This is a genomic window from Phenylobacterium sp. GW821-FHT12F10, from assembly GCF_058806695.1.
Genome location: NZ_JBXAPY010000001.1, coordinates 794,363 through 812,564, shown reverse-complemented (window position 1 = coordinate 812,564; position 18,202 = coordinate 794,363). Strand labels below are relative to the sequence as shown.

Sequence of the window (18,202 nt, the reverse complement as noted above, 5' to 3'; positions counted from 1 at the left end):
TAAGACCCCGCGCGTTGGCTCAACCGAGGAGGCCGCCATGTCCGTCCAGATCGTCTGCGTCCACTGCGACGCCGTGAACCGCCTGCCCCCCGAGCGCGACGCCAAGGCGGGCAAGTGCGGCAAGTGCCACCAGCCCCTGTTCGACGGCCAGCCGGCCAACCTGACCGGCGCCCGTTTCAAGAAGCACGTGGCCGGCAGCAGCATCCCGGTGATCGCCGACTTCTGGGCCGACTGGTGCGGCCCCTGCCACGCCATGGCCCCCACCTTCGCCAAGGCGGCGGCGGAACTGGAGCCCCGGGCCCGGTTCGTGAAGATCGATGTCGACGCCAATCCCCAGCTCTCGGCGGAGTACGGGGTGCGCGGCATCCCGGCCCTGTTCCTGTTCCAGGGCGGCAAGATCGCCGCCAACCATGCCGGCGTGGCCGACCTTGGCCTGCTGCGCCGCTGGGTCGATCAGGCCAAGGCCAGCGCCTAGTTCTTTGAGGTCGCCGGGTCGCCCTCGGCGCCCTGCCGGGTCTGGATGCGGGTCAGGTAGTCGGAGATGGCGTTCACGTCGTCGGGCGAGAACTTGAACTCGGGCATCTGCGGGTGCCCCACCATGATGCCCTCGGCCAGGGCCTCCCCCAGGCTGTCGATGGGATAGCGCTTGTGCAGGTCGCGGAACAGCGGCGCGGCGGGATTGGGGCTCGCGCCGGTGGTCCCGGTGGCGTGGCACTGGCCGCAGTTCTTCAGCACCAGTTCCTGACCCCGGTCGGCGGACTCGTCGGTGGCCGCGTCCTGGGCCAGGGCGTGGCCGGCCAGGCCGAGCGTGGCCGCCATCACAAGACAGGTCAGGGCGTTACGCGACATCGAGGTCTCCAGGCCAAGCCCGCAGACTATCCTCGACCCGGCCCTGGAGTCTTGATCCACCTCAACCCTATTGGGTCGTGGTGGCTCGGGCGCTCCACTGCACCCCGATGAAGGCGCCCTTGACCATCGGCAGCAGGACCAGGGTGGCCAGGGTCACAAGGGACAGGGTGAAGGGCAGGACGAAGGCCAGGGGCGCCTGCCAGATGAAGGGGAAGCAGAGCAGTGGGGCGACCACCAGGTGTCCCACCAGGACGATGGTGAAATAGGCCGGGCCGTCGTCGGCGCGGTAGGCGGCGTTGTCGTGGCCGCAGGCCTCGCAGGTGGACTGGACCGCCAGATAGCCCCGGAACAGGCTGCCCTCGCCGCAGTTGGGGCAGCGGCGCTTCAGGCCGCGCTTGAAACCCTCACCGGCCGACCGCTTGGCGTTCATCTCGCTTGATCCCTCGAAGCCGACGCCTATCGGCGCGCAAGGGGGATATAGGGCGCCGGCAATCTACATTCAATATCCGATTGATCGCACGACACGGGAGCTCACGCCGACGGGATATTTCGGAAAAGACATAGCCAGTAAGAGATTGCTCTCCAGAACTCCGACCCATACAATAATCAAGTGTATGGAGATGACCATGAGCGATGATTGGCGCCCCCGGCTCGATCCAGCGGCGGGGCCGCTCTATCTGGCCATAGCCGAGGCCATCGCCTCGGACCTGACGGCCGGACGTCTCACGCCCGGCGCGCGCCTGCCGCCGCAGCGGGTCCTGGCCCAGGGCCTGGGGGTCGACTTCACCACCGTCAGCCGCGCCTATGCCGAGGCCGCCCGCCGCGGCCTGGTGGAGGGCCGGGTCGGCCAGGGCACCTACGTCCGCGGCCCCGCCGCCGCCGCTTCGGCCGGCGGCCCCGTCGACCTCAGCATGAACCTGCCGCCCCACTTCGAGGATCGCGAGCTGACGGGGCGGATGTGGCGCGAGATCGCCGAGCTGCAGACCACGGGCCTGGACCTGCTGCTGCGCTACCAGGAGGCGGGCGGCGGCGCGGCCGACCGGCAGGCCGGGGCCCTGTGGCTGCAGGACCGTCTGCCCGGCCTGGACCCCGAGCGGGTCACGGTCTGCCCCGGCGCCCAGAGCGCCCTGCTGGCGGTGATCGGAACCCTGTGCGCCCCCGGCGAGACGATCTGCGCCGAGGCCCTGACCTATCCCGGCCTCAAGGCCCTGGCCGCCCAGCTCCGCCTCACCGTCATCGGCCTGGCCATGGACGCCGAAGGGATTCTTCCCGACGCCTTCGAGGCCGCCTGCCGCGACCATCCCGTGAAGGCCCTGGTCTGCACGCCGACCCTGCAGAACCCCACCACCGCCACCATGTCCCCGGCCCGCCGCCGGGCCCTCGTCGATATCGCGCGCGCCCACGCCGTCCCCATCGTCGAGGACGACGCCTATGGCCTGCTGCCGGAGACGTCACCCCCGCCCATCGCCGCCCTGGCGCCGGACCTGACCTTCCACATCGCCGGCCTGGCCAAGCCGGTCTCCCCGGCCCTGCGCATCGCCTATCTCGCGGCCCCCGACAGCCGCTCCGGCGCCAAGGTCCGCGCCGCCATCCGCGCCACCGCCGCCATGGCCTCACCGCTCACCGCCGCCATCGCCACGCGCTGGATCACCGGCGGGACCGCCCATCAGGTCCGCGACGCCATCCGCGCCGAGGCCCGCGCCCGTCAGGTCCTCGCCGCCCGCCTGCTGCCGGCGAGCTCCTTCGCCGCCCATCCCGACGGCTTCCACCTATGGCTGACCCTGCCGCCTGGCTGGACCCGGGGCGAGTTCGCCCTGCAACTGCGCGCCACCGGCATCGGGGTGGTGGTCTCCGACGCCTTCGCCACCGGTCCCAATCCCCCGGAGGCCGTGCGCATCGGCCTGGGCGGTCCCGCGCCCCGGCGTCAGATCGAAAAGGCCCTCGCCGCCGTCGCCGATATCCTCGACGGCGCCCCGGTGATGACCTCCGCGGCCGTCTAGGCCAGGCGCGTCACGATCGCCGAGCTCTCGATGGGCAGGCTGCCGCCATAGGCGTCGAAGTTGCGGCGCTCGACGCTGTAGCCCTCCCCCAGCACCGCCTCCACGAAGGGCAGGGCCGGGGCGTAGGCGAAGCGGCCGCCGACCTTCAGCGAGGCCAGGATGCGCCGGTAGGCTCGCGCGTAGTCGTAGGCCAGGTCGTGGCCCGCCATGTGGTGATGCAGGAAGTGCAGCGAGAAGCCGAGATGGGAGATCACCGTCCCCCAGATGTCGCGCCCGTAGTCCTGGGTCAGCCAGTCGCCGGCCGCCGTGCCCGGCGCCTGGGCGTCGCGGTCCATGCCGACGGCCTCGATCCCGGCGGCGCGCAGGTGCGCCACCAGGGCGCCGCTCGCCCCGCAGCCGACGTCGAGCACGGGGGTCTCGACCTGGTCCAGGCCCAGCACGGCGAACTGCAGGCCCGGCGAATATTCCGCCTGCACCGTGTCCCGCAGCCGCGATCCGAAAGCCACCTTCAGGGCCAGGGCCAGCCGCGCATGATGTTCGGCGAACAGTTCGGGCAGGCCCGCGGCGATCTCGGCCTGGCTTCGCGCCTCGGCCAGCAGCTCGGCGGTGTCCGACAGGCTCTGGGCATAGACCTGGGCGAGCTCGGCCCGGGTCTGGGCCGTGGCGTAGAGGAACTGATTGTGGCGGTGCAGCCAGCGCACCAGCTGGTCGGCCAGGTCCCCGGCCGCCGCGGCCGAGGCCAGCCAGGGCCCCAGCACCTCCCGATAGACCCACAGATAGGCCGGCAGGTCCGCCTCGACGGCGGTGAGGTCGGCCGCCTGGGCGGCCACGGTGTCGAGGCTGAGGCCGGCGCCGGAGATCCGCCGGCGGAGTCGCCGCCAGAGGCCGATGACCAGGGCTTGGGTGTCGTTCATGCGCCTCGCCTCTCACCTGGCGCGCGTCGACGCAAGCCGATCTGAACCTTGGCCGCGCACCGGCGTTCCCACCCCGTCAGGAAATCAGAGAGGGCTAACATCATGAACGGCGTAGGTATTCTTGGGGCGATCATCATCGGCATTCTGGCCGGTTGGATCGCCGAACAACTCATGGGCCGCAAGCACGGCCTGCTCACCAACATGATCGTCGGCCTGGTGGGGGCCCTGCTGGGCAGCTTCATCGCCGGCGCCATGGGCATCAGCTTCGGCGGCGTCATCGGCAGCCTGGTGATCGCCACCCTCGGCGCGGTGCTGCTGCTCTTCCTGCTCAGCGCCGTCCGCGGCCGCTAGAGCAATAGAGTGTGACGGGCCTCCTCCGCTCAGGAGGAGGCCCAACGCTCAGATCTTCGACAGACGGCGCCGATTGGCGCGGACCTTGCGGCGATAGTGCGCCACCGTCCTGGCCGCCGCCCCGTGGGCCGTCAGCCCCAGCCCGCCAGTCATGGCCCGGGCCTGCAGGGCCAGGCCCGACTCGATCTTCTCGCGCACCATCAGCTCCGCCTCGGCCTGGGCCGCCGCGCCGCCGGCCGCCATCTTCAGCGTCCGCAGGCCGATGACCGAGGAGGCCTCGACCCCCAGGGCCCAGGTGTCCATCGTCAGCCGCATCCAGGGATTGCGCATGCTCAGTCCTTACTCGAGGCGGCGTCCCGCGCCGTGCGGTCTTCAATCTCATTGAGCACGGCCGCCGCGTCGGCGGGCTGGGCCATGGCCTCGGACTCTTCGTCCCGCCGGTCGACGAGGGTCGGAGAGTCGCGGCGCAGTTCCTCCAGCAGGGCGATGATCTTGGCGCTCTTCTGCTCATTGAGCAGGGCCAGCTCCAGGGTCAGCGTCTCCCGGCGCTCCGCCAGGCGGTCCTCCCGGCGCTGGGTCACCAGGATCAGCACCGCGATCAGCAGGGCCGCCAGGGTCGCCGCCAGCTCCAGGCCGACGAAGTCCGGGTCCGGCCAGCCGGGCGCCAGGCGGTTGCCCGCGATCCAGCCCGCCACCGCGAGCACCAGCACCACCATGGCCGCGGGCCGGCCCAGGATGGCGGTCACCCCGTCGATGAACCGCTGCAGGCGGCCGGCCGCCCGGTGGTGGTCCTGGTGCAGCTGGGCGATGGCCTCGACCGTCTCCTCGACGTCGCGGGTCAGGGTCTCCGAACTCATGGGTCAGCGCTGCGGCACGGGCTTCATCCCGCTGGTCTGGATATGCCACTTGCGCTGCTCGGCGCTGGAGCCCGGCACGTCATTGACCCGCTTCAGGGTGATCGGGCCCTTCAGGTTGAACGGTTCGCCGGTCTTCAGGCGGCCGAAGGCGATGGCCGGGACCTCGACATAGGACGACCCCGCCGCCCCCTCCATCGGGCCCGGCGCGCCGACATTGCCGTGGTACTGGGAATACTTGTCGAAGCTGGCGGCGAACTGCTCGGCGGTCATGCCGCTGGCCTTGCCGCCGTCGCCCCACAGGGCCCAGGCCTGGGCGTACTTCTTCTCCTCGATGAGGGCGAAATAGGTCTGCACCACATTGGCCGCGCCCTGGGCGCTCTGCGGGGTGAAGGGCGCCTCGGAGATCGGCGTGCGGTCGTCGGGCAGGCCGGCGGGCGAACCCGGCGCGGGCGCCTCCACCGGCGCATTGGGGTCCTGCGCCGGCGGCGGGGCGGGCGTCGGGGCCGGCGCGGCGGGCACGGTTCCCGGGAACTGGGCGGGCGGGGCGGCGGGCGTGGCGGATTGCTGGTTGCAGGCGGCGAGCGCCAGGGCGGCGACGCCGGCGGCGAGCAGAAGTCGGGAAGCGGCCATGGGGGTCCTTTTCAAGTCCATGGGCTCAACGCGCGAGGCGTCGAAGGGGTGCGTCAGTTCGAGGCCGCGCGGGCGCGAGGGTCAAGTCGCGCGGTCGGGGGGGCGGCCCATGACGCCGACGTGATTTCCGGCCCCGTGGCGCGGCGCCCGCATCTGGGCCAATCTGACGCCAACGATAAAAAACGTCCTGGGAGAGAACACCATGGTCGACGCCGTCGCCCCGGCTGTGCTGGAGGCCGAGACCCGCTCTCCCTTCGACGCCCGCTACCGGGCCTTCGCCCTCGCGGTCCTGCTGGGCGCCTATATCCTGTCCTTCCTCGACCGCCAGGTGGTGTCGATCCTGGCCGAGCCCATCAAGCGCGATCTGGGCCTGGCCGACTGGCAGCTCGGCATGCTGACGGGCCTGGCCTTCGCGATCTTCTACACCACCCTGGGCATCCCCATCGCCCGCCTGGCGGAGCGGTTCTCGCGCCCCTGGATCATCGCCGGCTCCATGGCGCTGTGGAGCCTGTTCACCCTGCTCAGCGGCCGGGCCCAGACCTTCCCGCAGATGCTGGTGGCCCGCATGGGGGTCGGGTTCGGCGAGGCCGGCTGCAACCCCTGCGCCCATTCCCTGATCGCCGACTACACGCCCAAGGAGAAGCGCGCCTCGGCGCTCGCCACCTATTCCCTGGGCATCCCCATCGGCACCCTGCTGGGCCTGGTGATGGGCGGCCTGATCGCCGACGCCTACGGCTGGCGCACCGCCTTCCTGGTGGCCGGAGCGCCGGGCCTGGTCCTGGCCCTGGTGGCCGGGGTCTTCCTGAAGGAGCCGCGCAAGTACATCACCGGGGTCGCCGCCAGCCAGGCCCAGGCCGCCCCGCCCCTCGCCGCCGCCCTGCGCGAGCTGGCCACCAAGCCCACCTTCTGGCTGATGGCGGTGGGCGCGGGCCTGATGGCCTTCGTCGGCTATGGCCAGGGCGCCTTCAACGCCGCCTTCTTCATGCGCCTGCACGGCGACCAGCTCACCGCGCTCGCCGCCCCCTACGGCCTGAAGTCCGCCGGCTATCTGGGCCTGGCGCTCGGCCTGATCGGCGGGATCGCCGGCATGATCGGCACCGTGCTGGGGGGGTGGTTCGCCGACATCGCCGCCCGCCGCGACGTCCGCGGCTACGCCGTGGTCCCGGCCCTGGCCGCCGTCCTGGCCCTGCCCTCCTACTACTTCATCTATACCGTCGACGCCCCGATGACCGCGCTGTGGCTGACCATCATCCCCAGCGTCCTGGGCTCCCTCTGGTACGGCCCGGTTTTCGCCACCGCCCAGAGCGTGGTGCCGGCCCACACCCGGGCCACCGCCGCGGCCCTGCTGCTGCTGGTGCTCAACCTCATCGGCCTGGGGCTCGGGCCGCTGTTCGTCGGCGCGCTCAGCGACGGCCTGGCCACCCTGGGCGGGCTCGGCGAATTCGAGGGCCTGCGCTGGTCCCTGATCCTCACCTCCCTGTTCGGCCTGCTGGGCGCCGCCATCTTCTGGATGGCCCGCAAGACCATGGTGCGCGACCTGGTGAGCTGACTCCGGCCGTGGCGATCCAGTCGCCGCCGCGGTCCTCGACGGGCTCGCGGGCCTCGATGCGGTCGGCGCCATGTATTTGAGGGCGCCGCCGTAGGTTGTGCGTAAAATCAGCTGCTTGACAGCCTTCGTATATCGGCGTTCTTTTCAGGCGTTGGTTTCGTGAGCATGTCTAGAAGAATATCCGCGCCTCGGTAAGGCGCGCGATATCCTGTTTCGACCTTCGGCGCACGGCGCTTCGTCTGCAATTACAGAACTGGCTACGGCAAAATATTGCCGCGAGTCTCGCTATGCCCAGGCGATCGCCTGCGCAGAAAGGAACACGCACGTGATTACTCGAGCTTCACTGGCCGACCGGCGCGCGGTCATGCGCGGGGCGGCCGGCCTGTCCCTGTTCAGCCTGTTTGGCGGCGCGCGCGCCTTCGCCGCCCCGATGCCGGACATGGGGTCAGGCAAGATCGCCGCCCCCACCCCCGCCGAACTGGCCAAGTTCCCCCGCCTCGCGGCGGGCAAGGAGGGCGAATCCTTCGCCGTCGCCCTGCCCAACGGCGAGCGGCACATCTTCCGCGTCAGCGGCGGCGACACCGGCCCCGCCACCGTCGAGAGCATCGGCCCCAACGGCGCGCGCAAGACCTCGACCATCGCCGAGAACGACACCCCGGTGGCCATGCTGCGCGGCGGCGGGACGGCGACGACCGGAACCCAGAAGAGCAGCAGCGGCAGCTTCTGGGGGTGCTACGCCACCTGCATGATCGGCAAGATCGGCCAGGGCGCCTGGAACAACCTCAAGACCAACTGGCTCAGCTGCTGGAACCAGGCTCAGAGCAAGAAGAAGTGGTGGCAGAAGGTGCTGAAGTTCACCCAGTGCATCTTCACCCTGCCCTACGGGTCCTACGCCATCGCCTGCTTCGGCGTCTGCGGTTAGGGTCGATCCAGGCGGGTCGGAGGCCCTGGCCCCGACCCGCCGCCACGGCGCGCAAGGGCCGCATTGCGCCGCCGCGGCGCCGCCCATAGCCTTGATCGGCAAAGATTCGCCCGCCGGTTGATCATCGCTTAAGCGTGATCGGCTAGGATCGACCCATGCCGATCTCGTACCTCTCGGCCGCGCAGATCTCCGCCCTGTCGGTGACCACGCTCGCGCCGCTGTCCGCCACCAAGATGGCCCAGCTCACCTCGACCCAGGTGGGCGCCATCAGCGCGACCGGAATCGAGGCCCTGGGCGTGACCCAGGTGGCGGCCCTGAGCGCGACCCAGGTCAAGGGCCTGAAGGCCACCCAGATCTCGCACTTCGCCGCCTCGGTGGTGTTCGACACCGCCCAGCTGGTGGCCATGAGCGCCTCCCAGGTGGGCGGCTTCAGCACCACCCAGATCGCGGCCCTGGACACCCGGATCGCCGCCCTGGCCGGAACCCAGCTGGCCGGCCTGTCGGCGACCGGCCTCTCGACCCTGTCGGCCACCCAGGTCAGCGCGCTGAACGCCACCCAGATCAAGGGGCTCACCACCACCCAGATCAAGGGGCTGAGCGCCGCCGACATCGACGAGTTCGACCAGACCCAGATCGGCGCCTTCACCCCCACCCAGCTCGGCGTCTTCGCCACCACCCACCTGGCCCAGCTCGACGCCACCGAGATCGCCTCGCTCTCCACCACCCAGGTCAAGGGCCTCAACCCGCTGCAGCTGCGGGACATCGACGCCACCACCATCGGCCGGTTCACCGCCACCCAGATCGGCGCCCTGTCGGCCACCCAGATCGGCGCGGTCACCGCCACCAACCTCGCGGCCCTGAGCGGCGGGGCCATCTCGGCCCTGTCGGCCACCCAGGTCGCCGGCCTCTCGGTCACCGCGCTCGGCGCCCTGGACACCACCCAGGTCGCCGCGCTCACCACCACCCAGGTGGCGGGCCTGACCACCACCCAGGTCAAGAGTCTCGAGGCCCCCGACTTCGACAAGTTCACCTCGGGCCAGATCGCCGCCTTCAGCGCCGCCCAGCTGGCCTCGCTCTCGGCCACCAACCTGGCCTCCCTGGATCAGACCGAGATCCGCGGCCTGAACGCCACCCAGTCGGCCGGCTTCACCGCCACCCAGATGGCCAGCCTGTCGACCACCGACTTCGCCGAGTTCAGCGCCACCCAGGTGGCCGCCTTCACCCCGGCCCAGCTCGGCGGCCTGTCGGTCACCAACCTGACCTCGCTGTCGGCCACCCAGTTCGCGGCCCTCACCCCGACCCTGGTGAAGGGGCTCAGCGCCACCCAGCTCGGCGGCCTCACCCCGACCGACTTCGCCCGCTTCACCCCCACCCAGATCGTCAGCCTGACCGCGCCCCAGATCGGCGCCCTGTCGGCCACCAATGTCGCCTCCCTGAACGCCACGGTGATCCAGCAGCTCAGCACCACCCAGCTCCAGGGTCTGACCGCCTTCCAGGTGCGCAGCCTGGGGGCGGCCGACATCCAGGAATTCACCGCCACCCAGATCGCGGCCCTGACCCCGGCCCAGTTCGGCTCCTTCTCCGCCACCGCCCTGCCGGCTCTGTTCGACACCCAGTTCGAGGCCCTCAGCGCCGTCCAGATCGGCGCCATGTCGGCCACCGGCCTGGCCTCGCTCACCGACACCCAGCTCGGCTGGCTCTCGGCGACCCAGCTCAAGGGGGTCAGCGCCACGGCGCTCGGCGGCCTGTCGGCCACCGACTTCGGCCGCCTCAGCGAGACCCAGGTCGACAGCCTGAGCGGCGTCCAGCTCGGCGGCCTGTCGGCCACCAATCTCGGCTCGCTGACCCAGACCCAGATCGCCGACCTCGCCACCACCCAGGTCCAGGGCCTGACGGCGACCCAGCTCTCCGGGCTCTCGGCCACCGACATCGGCGAGTTCAACTTCATCCAGCTGCGGTCCATGTCGGCGGGGCAGATCAACGCCTTCTCCACCGAGGCCGTGGCGTCCCTGACCTCGCTGCAGGTCTCGGCCCTGACCCCCACCCAGATGAGCGGCCTGTCGGCCACCAACCTCTCGGCCCTGACCTCCACCCAGGTGGCGGGGCTCACCACCACCCAGGTGCAGGGGATCAGCGTCAACAACGTGCGCGGCCTCAGCACGACGGACTTCGCCGAGCTGACGGCGACCCAGCTCACCTCGCTCACCGCCGGCCAGGTGGGGGCGCTGTCCACCACCAACCTGTTCGGGCTTTCCAGCACCCAGTTCCGATCCCTGGGCGCCACCCAGATCGCCGGCCTCAGCGCCAGCCAGCTGACCGCCATCGAGCCGGTCCAGTTCGACGCCTTCACCGCCACCCAGATCGCGGCCCTGCCCGCCGCCCAGGTCGGCGCGCTCTCCACCACGGTGATCGCGGCGCTCACCACCACCCAGGTGACGGCCTTCACCCCGACCCAGATCCCGCGCCTCAGCGTCACCCAGGTGCGGCAGCTCTCGGCCACCAACATCGCGGCCATGACCCCGGCCCAGGTGAACGCCTTCACCGCGATCCAAATCCAGAATCTGCCTCCGGCCTGAATGTGCTAGACCTTGGCCATGGCCCCGAAAGAGGGCCGGCTAGGGAAGGGCGCCAGGCATGACCACCGACCGTATCGAGGCGATCGAATATACCGACGCCGTCTGCTCCACCGCCTGGGGCGCGGAGCCGCTGCTGCGCCGGCTGGACTGGCGTCACGGCCACCATCTCACCTGGCGCAAGGTCATGGGCGGCCTGGTGGGGAACGCCGCGGCCGGCAAGGACGACTGGGACCGGGTGGGCGCCGCGGTTCCCATGCGGGCCTACTGGAAGCGGGTCTGGGCGCTCACCGGCATGCCCTATCCCAACCCCATGCACCTGATGCTGCAGTCCACCGATCCCCTGGGCCGGGCGGTCAAGGCCGCCGAGCTGCAGGGCCAGGACGTGGCCCACGCCGTGCTGCGCCGCTTCCGCGAGCAGATCTTCATCTTCGGCCTGGGCCCCCAGACCCCCGACGAGTTCGACGCCGCCACCCAGGGCGTCCCGGGCCTCGACCACCGCCGCTGGCGGGCCGACCAGGCCTCCGAGGCCGTGGCCGCCGCCTATCGCGCCGACTGGGAGGAGACCCGCGCCCCCAACGACCATGTCCGCAACCTCAAGCACGACAGCCCGATGAACGGCGAGCTCAAGCACTCCGAGGGCCATGACCGCTACGCCCTGCCCACCCTCATCTTCCGGGGTCCCGGCGGCGACCAGACGGTGGCGGGCTGGGTCGGTTACGAGGAATATGTCGCCGGCCTTGAGGCCGCCCTGCCCGGATCCACCGCCGACCCGCGACCCGACCCGACCCCGGACCAGGCCTTCGCCCGCTGGCCGGTGCTCACCGCCAGGGAGCTGGATTTCCTCTGCGGGGAAGGCGCCCAGCCCCCCGCCGACGTCGTCGCCTACGACTGGGGCGACGGCCTGGTCTATTTCGCCCCCGCCGAGGCCCGCGCCCGCGGCCTGGCGGAGTCCGCTCCGGCCTGATCCTCCCGCTGATAGGACAGCCAGCGGCAGAGCATCCCGCCCCAGGAGGTGACCATGCCCAGCCCCAGGCAGACCTCCAGCAGCGGGTGGCCCGACACCCCCTTCCAGCTCACCACCCCCAGCAGCAGCACGCTGAGGCTGGAGACCAGGTAGCCGAACGTCTTGAGCATCGATCATCCTCCATTGTCAGGTCCCGGATGTCTCAACAGGCTGCGGCCGGCCCTGTTCCGAGGGCGATTTCGATTGCCTGACGCGGCGACAGACGGCGCCTGATCGACGCTGAACCCAGGGAGATCGCCCATGTCCGACCTCGACTTCAGCGGCCAGAACGTCCTGGTGGTGGGCGGCTCCAGCGGCATCGGCAACGGCGTCGCCCACGCCTTCCGCCGGCGCGGCGCCCAGGTCCACGTCTGGGGGACGCGGGCGAACGCCAGCGACTATGACGGCGTCGAGGGATCCGACCTCACCGGCCTGACCTATGCCTGCGTCGACGTCGCCGACCGCGCCGCCATCGCCGCCGCCGCCGGCCGGCCGGAACGCCTCGACGTCCTGGTGCTCTGCCAGGGCACGGTGGTCTACAGGCGCGGGGAGTTCGCCCCCGAAGGCTGGGACCGGGTGATGGCGGTCAATCTGGACAGCCTGATGGACTGCGCCATGGCCTTCCACGACCGGCTGGCCGCCGCCAAGGGCTCGATCATCATCGTCAGCTCGGTCTCGGGCTTCCAGTCCAACCGGGGCAATCCGGCCTACGCCGCCTCCAAGGCCGGCGCCGTCAGCCTCACCAAGACCCTGGGGGAGGCCTGGGCCCGCGACGGCATCCGGGTCAATGGCCTGGCGCCGGGCCTGGTGGCCACCAAGCTCACCGCCGTCACCACCGAGAACCCCGACCGGCTGGCCGGCGCCCTGCGCGCCATCCCCGCCGGCCGCATGGGCACCCCCGACGACATGGCCGGCGCGGCCCTCTTCCTGGCCTCGCCCCTGGCCGCCTATGTCCATGGCCAGACCCTGATCGTCGACGGCGGCCTGTCCCTTTCATGACGGAGATCCCCATGTCCCTCAGCCGCTCGGTCAAAGGCTCCGTCGTCCTGGTCACCGGGGCGGGCAGCGGCATGGGGGCCGCCACCGCCCGGGTCTTCGCCGCCGAAGGCGCCCATGTCGCTGTCACCGACCGCGACGCCGCGGCCGCCGCCACGGTGGCGGAGTCCATCGTCGCCGAGGGCGGCTCGGCCGTCGCCTGGCCCCTGGACGTCGCCGACCCGGTGGAGATCCTGGCGGTGGTGGGCGACCTCGCCGCCCGCTTCGGCGGCCTCGACATCGTGGTCAACAACGCCGGGATCTCCGCCTTCTCGGCCATCGACGACGACGGCTACGACGCGGTCTGGGACCGCTCCGTCAGCGTCCTGCTCACCGCCCACCAGCGGGTGATCCGCGCCGCCCTGCCCCACCTTCGCAAGTCGGCGGCGCCGCGCATCGTCAACATCGCCTCCACCGAGGCCCTGGGCGCCACCGCCCGCGACAGCGCCTATGCCGCGGCCAAGGCCGGCGTCACCGGCCTGACCCGGGCGCTGGCCGTCGAGCTCGGCCGCGAGGGGATCACGGTCAATTGCATCTGCCCCGGCCCCATCCTCACCGGCATGACCGACGCCATCCCCGACGAGGCCCGCCAGACCTACGCCAGGCGGCGCACCGCGCTCGGCCGCTACGGCGCGCCGGAGGAGGTCGCCCACATGACGCTCAGCCTCTGCCTGCCCGCCGCCAGCTACCTCACCGGGGCGGTGATCCCGGTCGACGGCGGCCTGATGGCCCGCAACGCCTGACCCCTTGAAACCGCGCGAGCGGCGCCCAAATCATCGCACCGACGAGGCGCGGCCGCCGCCGGCGGCGCGGCCTCGTCACCTGGAAAGTGAGGACCTGCAACACGGAGACCGGCGATGCTCGCCAGCCACGACCAAACCCCTTCCCCTGTGACCCTGCGCCTGGCCCTGGACCGCATCCTGCGGCCGGCGGTGGGATTCCAGCACCCGCGCGAGGTGCTGAAGGACCCCCTGCTCTCCCCCGACGACAAGCGCGCCATCCTCTCCTCCTGGGCCTCCGACGCCTGCGCGGTGGAGGACCAGCCCACCCTGCGCCAGATGGTCGGCTGCGAGACTCCCGTGCCGCTTGAGGATGTCCTGGCCGCCCTGGGGCGGCTCGATGGTCTCGGCCCGGAGCTCAAAGCTGCGTGACCGCGTCTGACGCCCGACAGACATCGACCTCATTTCGCGCGCTTGATGGCGCTTGAGCGCGTCAGGCGGAAGTGGATACCGGTTCCGCCGCCCGACGCGCTCCAATCTTTTGAATCTAGACCCTTCTTGCCGTTTCAGACGGGTCCGTCTGAAACGGTCGGGGTCCAGGAAGAGGATATGCCCGTGCAACCGACGCCTGACACCGATCACCACATCTCCGTCCTCCCCGTCGAGGGGGGCTGGCGGGTGCTGTCGCCCCTGGACGACACGCCGCTGATGTTCCTCTCGGGCGCCAAGGCCGAAGCCAAGGCCAAGGCGCTGGCCGAGCAGCTGGCCGCCGCCGGCTGCGACGCCCGGGTGCTGATCCACGACCGCACCCAGGCCCTGGTGGGGACCTGGCGCTACTTCGCCGCCGAGGGCGACCGGGCCCAGGCCCCCCTGGCCGAACTGCCGGTCCTGCGGACGCCCGCCGGCGTCTGACCCCTGCGGAAAGGGGGGAACACCTTCGGCGGTCACAGGGTTCTTGAAATCGAACCCCAAGCCGAAAGGAGCCCCCCGATGCCGGAAGATTCCACCCCGTCCACCCCTGCCGATCCCGCCTCTCCCGACGCCAAGGCGCGCGAGCAGGACAAGACCCTCACCACCGGCGGAGAACAGTCCAAGAGCGGCTCGGGCCTGAGCACGGGCGTGGAGACGGGTGGCATCGCCCCTGGGAACAGCCAGGGCGCCAACAGCGCACGCTGACCCTTGCCGGGGTCCGCCCCACTTCGGCGGCGGCCCCCGGAAATCGTCCCTTTCTGTCGGATATCCGCCGGAACCGGCCTCCGGAAAGGGTGTTTCCGGAGTCTGGGTGATACCGCCCGAGAGTTCAGGATGAGGGACGTCATGGCGACCGCCGCAAAAGCTCAAACCACCAAGAAATCCGCCGGCCGCACGCGCCGCACCAACCGCCGCGACCCGCTGGCCATCAGCCTGCTGAAGAAGGACCACCGCGAGGTGGACGCCATGTTCGACGAGTACGAACAGCTGGAGAAGGACGCCGAGAAGCTCGCCCTCTTCAACAAGATCGCCCTGGCGCTGAAGGTCCACACCCAGATCGAGGAGGAGATCTTCTATCCCGAGGAGCGCGGCGACGTGGAAGACGACATGATGGACGAGGCCTATGTCGAGCACGACGGCGCCAAGAAGCTGATCGCCGAGATCGAGGCGATGAAGCCCTCCGACGACTACTACGACGCCAAGGTCAAGGTGCTCGGCGAGTACATCAAGCACCACGTCAAGGAAGAGGAGCAGCCCGGCGGCATCTTCGCCCAGGCCAAGAAGGGCGACGAGGATCTCGACGCCATGGGCGAGCGCATGAAGGCCCGCAAGGAAGAGCTGATGGCGCAGATGGCCCCGACCAAGGCCAACTGATCCGATTCGGCCGCGCCCGGACGGCGCGACCTGATCTGTCGAACGGCGCGGCCCTCCCAAGGGTCGCGCCGTTTGCGTTCAATGTCGGATATTGCTCATAGAAGATGCAATTCCCGACATATTATGTATTTGACTGATATCATTGCACGCCGAAAGTCAGTCGGAAAACCCACATAAGATAAATCTGACAACCTCCGCGTGACGTTTACGCAGAGCGCACGGACAACTTCTGTGCCAGTGTCGAGTCGACCTCCGCTCATTATTTGGCGTCTCGTCCGGTTTCTCAGTGAATTTTAGAAACTACCTCCTAGCGGCCATGGACGCCGACGACATGGCCGCCCTTGGTCCCTCCTTGACCGAGGTCGCCCTGCTGGCCGGCCAGGTGCTCCATCCGGCCGGCGAGTTGATCGACCAGCTCTACTTCCCCTCCAGCGCCGTGGTGTCGGTCGTCACCCCCACCCTCGATGGGCGCAGCGTCGAGAGCGCCACCGTCGGCTTCGAGAGCCTCGCGGGACTGTCGCCGGCCCTCAGCGCCGAGCCCAGCGCCAGCCGGGTCTTCACCCAGGTCGGCGGCGGCGCCATCCGCCTGCCGGCCGCCAAGCTGCGCGATCGGGCCCTGGCCAGCCCGCCGCTGATGCAATTGCTGCTGCGCCACATGGACGCCGGCATCAGCCAGGCCCAGCAATCGGTGGCCTGCAACGCCCTGCACGACGCCGGCCCCCGCCTGGCGCGCTGGCTGCTGATGACCCAGGACCGGGTGGCCGGCCCCGTCATCCCCCTGACCCAGGAATATCTCGCCATCATGCTCGGCGTGCAGCGGACCACCGTGACCCTGGTCGCCAGCGCCCTGAAGCGGGCCGGTCTTATCAAGTACCGGCGCGGCGTGATCACCATCCTCGACCGCGAAGGCCTCGAGCGCGAGGCCTGCGAATGCTACGCCGTCAGCAGCCAGCGCTTCGACAAGCTGCTGGCGCCGAACCACGGCCACACGAACGGAGCGGGCCAAGGCGCCGGCTAGGTCGTCCTGACCGGCTCCACGGCGTCCTGCGCCCGCACCTCGCGATGGACCAGCCGATCGTCCTGCCAGACCTGCACCTCGATGGCGCTGCCATGCTCGGCCAGGATGCGCAGGGCCTGGTCCCGCGCCGCGGCGTCGTCGGGCAGGTCGATGTCCTGGAACGTCAGGCCCAGGCCCCGCGCGGCGTACGGATAGAAGGTGTAGGCGGGCATGGGTCGGGCCGGGATCCTGGCGGCAGGGCGCCGCAGGGTCATCTAGAGCGCAACCTTGGGATGGCGTCTGTCTGGCGCCGGACTCAATGGCCAAGTTTGCTGGGCGGTTCGCCTCTTCCCCTGGCCCCTCGGGTCCGCCTACAGTCCCGGCCAAGAAAGTGCATGGGGGGAAGGTGCGTATGGCTGGGACCACGGCGGTCGGCGGCAAGCCGGTCTATTCGGACAGTTACAAGGGCGTGGTGCTGGGCCTGCTGGTCACCGCCTACACGCTCAACTTCATCGACCGGACGATCATCGCCACCATCGGCCAGGCCATCAAGGATGACCTGAAGATCACCGACACCCAGCTCGGCCTGCTGGGCGGGCTGTATTTCGCCCTGCTCTACACCCTGCTGGGCATCCCGATCGCCCGCCTGGCCGAACGCTTCAACCGCGTCTCCATCATCTCCGGGGCGATCCTGATCTGGTCGGCCTTCACCGCGCTGTGCGGCACCGCCACCAGCTTCGCCCAGCTGGCCGCCTACCGCTTCGGCGTCGGGTTCGGTGAGGCGGGCCTCTCCCCGCCCGCCCACTCCCTGATCAGCGACTATTTCGAGCCCAAGAAGCGGGCCACGGCGCTGTCGATCTACTCCTTCGGCATCCCGCTCGGCACCATGGTCGGCGCCGTGGCCGGCGGCTGGCTGGCCCAGAACTTCTCCTGGCGCATCGCCTTCATGATCGTCGGCGCCCCCGGCATCGCCATCGCCATCGCCATGAAGCTGCTGATCAAGGAGCCGCCGCGCGGCCATTCCGAGCCCGACCAGGCCCCCGCCTCGCCGGAGGACGTCGCCGTCGAGGCGCCGCCCGCCCCCAAGTTCTCCCTGTTCGGCGAGATCAAGGAGCTGGCCAGCGTCGCCGGGACCCTGTTCGGCAAGTGGCCGGTGCTCAACATGGTGCTGGGCGTCACCATCGCCTCCTTCGGCTCCTATGGCTCGGGCCAGTTCGTGCCGCCCTACTTCACCCGCACCTTCGGCCTGGACTACGCCCAGGTCGGCCTGATCACCGGCATCGTCGGCGGCATCTCCTCAGGGATCGGCACCCTGCTGGGGGGCTTCATCACCGACCGCATGAGCAAGCGCTCGCCGCGCTGGTATTCCCTGACCCCGGCCATCGGCCTGACCATCGCCACCCCGATCTATATCGCCGCCTATATGCAGCCCTCCTGGCAGACCGCGGCCCTGATCCTGCTGATCCCGGGGATCTTCCACTACACCTATCTGGGCCCCACCTTCGGCGTGGTGCAGAACATGGTGCCGACCCGGCGCCGGGCCACGGCCACGGCCCTGCTGTTCTTCTTCCTGAACCTGATCGCGCTCGGCGGCGGCCCGCCCTTCACCGGCTGGATCATCGACCAGTTCGCCCAGTTCAACTTCAACCACGACGGCGGCTCGGGCACCCTGGCGGCGCTGGGCGGCCTGCTGGGCGGCGACGGCGGGGCCGCCAGCTTCGCCACCGCCTGCCCGGGCGGCAAGGCGCCGGAGGGGGCGAGCCTCGCCCTCGTCGGCCAGTGCAAGGCCAGCCTGGTGGAGGCGACGCGCTCGGGCGTCATCGTCTCCATCTGCTTCTACCTCTGGGCCGCCTTCCACTACCTGCTCGGCGCCATCGGCCTCACCAAGGCGCTCTCCAAGGCCCGCACCGACCGCGGCGAGGCCGCCTAGGCTTGCATCCCCGCGTCAGCCTCGT

General features: G+C 70.4%; 23 protein-coding genes. 15 read left to right on the top strand and 8 right to left on the bottom strand.

All coding sequences use genetic code 11. The annotated features are described in order from the left end of the window. The first annotated feature begins 37 nt into the window (after positions 1-37). On the top strand, positions 38-475 hold the full coding sequence (trxC, locus tag AC1RN5_RS04060) for a thioredoxin TrxC (RefSeq protein WP_421932459.1): 438 nt from the start codon (positions 38-40) through the stop codon (positions 473-475). On the opposite strand, the gene AC1RN5_RS04055 is transcribed toward trxC, so the two are convergent. Together AC1RN5_RS04055 and AC1RN5_RS04050 are read right to left on the bottom strand one after the other, a co-directional pair. Continuing rightward, on the bottom strand, positions 472-849 hold the full coding sequence (locus AC1RN5_RS04055; protein ID WP_493039972.1) for a c-type cytochrome: 378 nt from the start codon (positions 847-849) through the stop codon (positions 472-474). The two genes, trxC and AC1RN5_RS04055, sit on opposite strands and share 4 nt — an antisense overlap. Before the next feature lie 67 nt (positions 850-916). Then, positions 917-1,279: a DUF983 domain-containing protein gene (locus tag AC1RN5_RS04050; RefSeq protein ID WP_493039971.1), complete on the bottom strand. Its 363-nt coding sequence runs from the start codon at positions 1,277-1,279 to the stop codon at positions 917-919. A gap of 196 nt (positions 1,280-1,475) precedes the next feature. On the opposite strand from AC1RN5_RS04050, the gene AC1RN5_RS04045 reads away from it, so the two are divergent. Next, on the top strand, positions 1,476-2,849 hold the full coding sequence (locus tag AC1RN5_RS04045; RefSeq protein WP_493039970.1) for an aminotransferase-like domain-containing protein: 1,374 nt from the start codon (positions 1,476-1,478) through the stop codon (positions 2,847-2,849). Here the strand turns inward: AC1RN5_RS04045 and AC1RN5_RS04040 are convergent. Continuing rightward, the gene (locus AC1RN5_RS04040; protein WP_493039969.1) at positions 2,846-3,763 is read right to left on the bottom strand and encodes a class I SAM-dependent methyltransferase; all 918 of its coding nucleotides are present in this window, start codon (positions 3,761-3,763) and stop codon (positions 2,846-2,848) included. The two genes, AC1RN5_RS04045 and AC1RN5_RS04040, sit on opposite strands and share 4 nt — an antisense overlap. Positions 3,764-3,865: 102 nt before the next feature. Here AC1RN5_RS04040 and AC1RN5_RS04035 point away from each other — a divergent pair, with 102 nt between their 5' ends. Beyond that, positions 3,866-4,114 carry a GlsB/YeaQ/YmgE family stress response membrane protein gene (locus AC1RN5_RS04035; RefSeq protein WP_493039968.1) on the top strand — a complete coding sequence of 83 codons (249 nt, stop codon included), beginning with the start codon at positions 3,866-3,868 and terminating at the stop codon, positions 4,112-4,114. A 48-nt stretch (positions 4,115-4,162) separates the two neighbouring features. Here AC1RN5_RS04035 and AC1RN5_RS04030 read toward each other — a convergent pair whose 3' ends face one another. The 3 genes from AC1RN5_RS04030 to AC1RN5_RS04020 are packed head-to-tail and all read right to left on the bottom strand — an operon-like array spanning position 4,163 to position 5,601. Continuing rightward, positions 4,163-4,444, bottom strand: coding sequence for a hypothetical protein (locus AC1RN5_RS04030; RefSeq protein WP_421932465.1), 282 nt, complete (start codon positions 4,442-4,444; stop codon positions 4,163-4,165). A 2-nt stretch (positions 4,445-4,446) separates the two neighbouring features. Then, positions 4,447-4,971: a DUF1003 domain-containing protein gene (locus tag AC1RN5_RS04025; protein ID WP_493039967.1), complete on the bottom strand. Its 525-nt coding sequence runs from the start codon at positions 4,969-4,971 to the stop codon at positions 4,447-4,449. A 3-nt stretch (positions 4,972-4,974) separates the two neighbouring features. Next, positions 4,975-5,601: a hypothetical protein gene (locus tag AC1RN5_RS04020; RefSeq protein ID WP_493039966.1), complete on the bottom strand. Its 627-nt coding sequence runs from the start codon at positions 5,599-5,601 to the stop codon at positions 4,975-4,977. Positions 5,602-5,803: 202 nt separating this feature from the next. Between AC1RN5_RS04020 and AC1RN5_RS04015 the strand changes: the two genes are divergently transcribed. The 4 genes from AC1RN5_RS04015 to AC1RN5_RS04000 all read left to right on the top strand — a co-directional run bounded on the left by AC1RN5_RS04015 (position 5,804) and on the right by AC1RN5_RS04000 (position 11,612). Continuing rightward, positions 5,804-7,150, top strand: a complete 1,347-nt coding sequence (locus AC1RN5_RS04015) for a spinster family MFS transporter (RefSeq protein ID WP_493039965.1) — start codon at positions 5,804-5,806, stop codon at positions 7,148-7,150. A gap of 364 nt (positions 7,151-7,514) precedes the next feature. Then, complete coding sequence (locus AC1RN5_RS04010) at positions 7,515-8,072, top strand: hypothetical protein (RefSeq protein ID WP_493039964.1); 558 nt, start codon at positions 7,515-7,517, stop codon at positions 8,070-8,072. Between the two features lie 155 nt (positions 8,073-8,227). Next, complete coding sequence (locus AC1RN5_RS04005) at positions 8,228-10,648, top strand: beta strand repeat-containing protein (protein WP_493039963.1); 2,421 nt, start codon at positions 8,228-8,230, stop codon at positions 10,646-10,648. A gap of 58 nt (positions 10,649-10,706) precedes the next feature. Beyond that, entirely contained in the window at positions 10,707-11,612 is a 906-nt protein-coding gene (locus AC1RN5_RS04000; protein ID WP_493039962.1) for a DsbA family protein, read from the top strand. Here the strand turns inward: AC1RN5_RS04000 and AC1RN5_RS03995 are convergent. Further along, on the bottom strand, positions 11,555-11,782 hold the full coding sequence (locus AC1RN5_RS03995; protein WP_421932472.1) for a hypothetical protein: 228 nt from the start codon (positions 11,780-11,782) through the stop codon (positions 11,555-11,557). The two genes, AC1RN5_RS04000 and AC1RN5_RS03995, sit on opposite strands and share 58 nt — an antisense overlap. Before the next feature lie 130 nt (positions 11,783-11,912). Here AC1RN5_RS03995 and AC1RN5_RS03990 point away from each other — a divergent pair, with 130 nt between their 5' ends. The 7 genes from AC1RN5_RS03990 (at position 11,913) to AC1RN5_RS03960 (ending at position 16,268) form a co-directional block, all read left to right on the top strand. After that, positions 11,913-12,650, top strand: coding sequence for an SDR family NAD(P)-dependent oxidoreductase (locus AC1RN5_RS03990; protein WP_493039961.1), 738 nt, complete (start codon positions 11,913-11,915; stop codon positions 12,648-12,650). Between the two features lie 11 nt (positions 12,651-12,661). Further along, positions 12,662-13,429: an SDR family NAD(P)-dependent oxidoreductase gene (locus tag AC1RN5_RS03985; protein WP_493039960.1), complete on the top strand. Its 768-nt coding sequence runs from the start codon at positions 12,662-12,664 to the stop codon at positions 13,427-13,429. 114 nt (positions 13,430-13,543) lie between these two features. Further along, a complete protein-coding gene (locus AC1RN5_RS03980; protein ID WP_493039959.1) occupies positions 13,544-13,837 on the top strand; it encodes a hypothetical protein in 294 nt (97 codons plus the stop codon). Between the two features lie 183 nt (positions 13,838-14,020). Continuing rightward, entirely contained in the window at positions 14,021-14,317 is a 297-nt protein-coding gene (locus AC1RN5_RS03975; RefSeq protein ID WP_493039958.1) for a hypothetical protein, read from the top strand. 78 nt (positions 14,318-14,395) lie between these two features. Then, positions 14,396-14,581 (top strand): hypothetical protein, encoded by a 186-nt coding sequence (locus tag AC1RN5_RS03970; RefSeq protein ID WP_493039957.1) that lies wholly within the window; start codon positions 14,396-14,398, stop codon positions 14,579-14,581. A 141-nt stretch (positions 14,582-14,722) separates the two neighbouring features. After that, entirely contained in the window at positions 14,723-15,250 is a 528-nt protein-coding gene (locus AC1RN5_RS03965; RefSeq protein ID WP_493039956.1) for a hemerythrin domain-containing protein, read from the top strand. 316 nt (positions 15,251-15,566) lie between these two features. After that, a complete protein-coding gene (locus tag AC1RN5_RS03960) occupies positions 15,567-16,268 on the top strand; it encodes a Crp/Fnr family transcriptional regulator (protein WP_493039955.1) in 702 nt (233 codons plus the stop codon). Here AC1RN5_RS03960 and AC1RN5_RS03955 read toward each other — a convergent pair. Then, positions 16,265-16,480: a hypothetical protein gene (locus AC1RN5_RS03955; protein ID WP_493039954.1), complete on the bottom strand. Its 216-nt coding sequence runs from the start codon at positions 16,478-16,480 to the stop codon at positions 16,265-16,267. The two genes, AC1RN5_RS03960 and AC1RN5_RS03955, sit on opposite strands and share 4 nt — an antisense overlap. A 179-nt stretch (positions 16,481-16,659) precedes the next feature. On the opposite strand from AC1RN5_RS03955, the gene AC1RN5_RS03950 reads away from it, so the two are divergent. Next, positions 16,660-18,177, top strand: coding sequence for a spinster family MFS transporter (locus AC1RN5_RS03950; RefSeq protein ID WP_493039953.1), 1,518 nt, complete (start codon positions 16,660-16,662; stop codon positions 18,175-18,177). Positions 18,178-18,202: the final 25 nt, after the last annotated feature.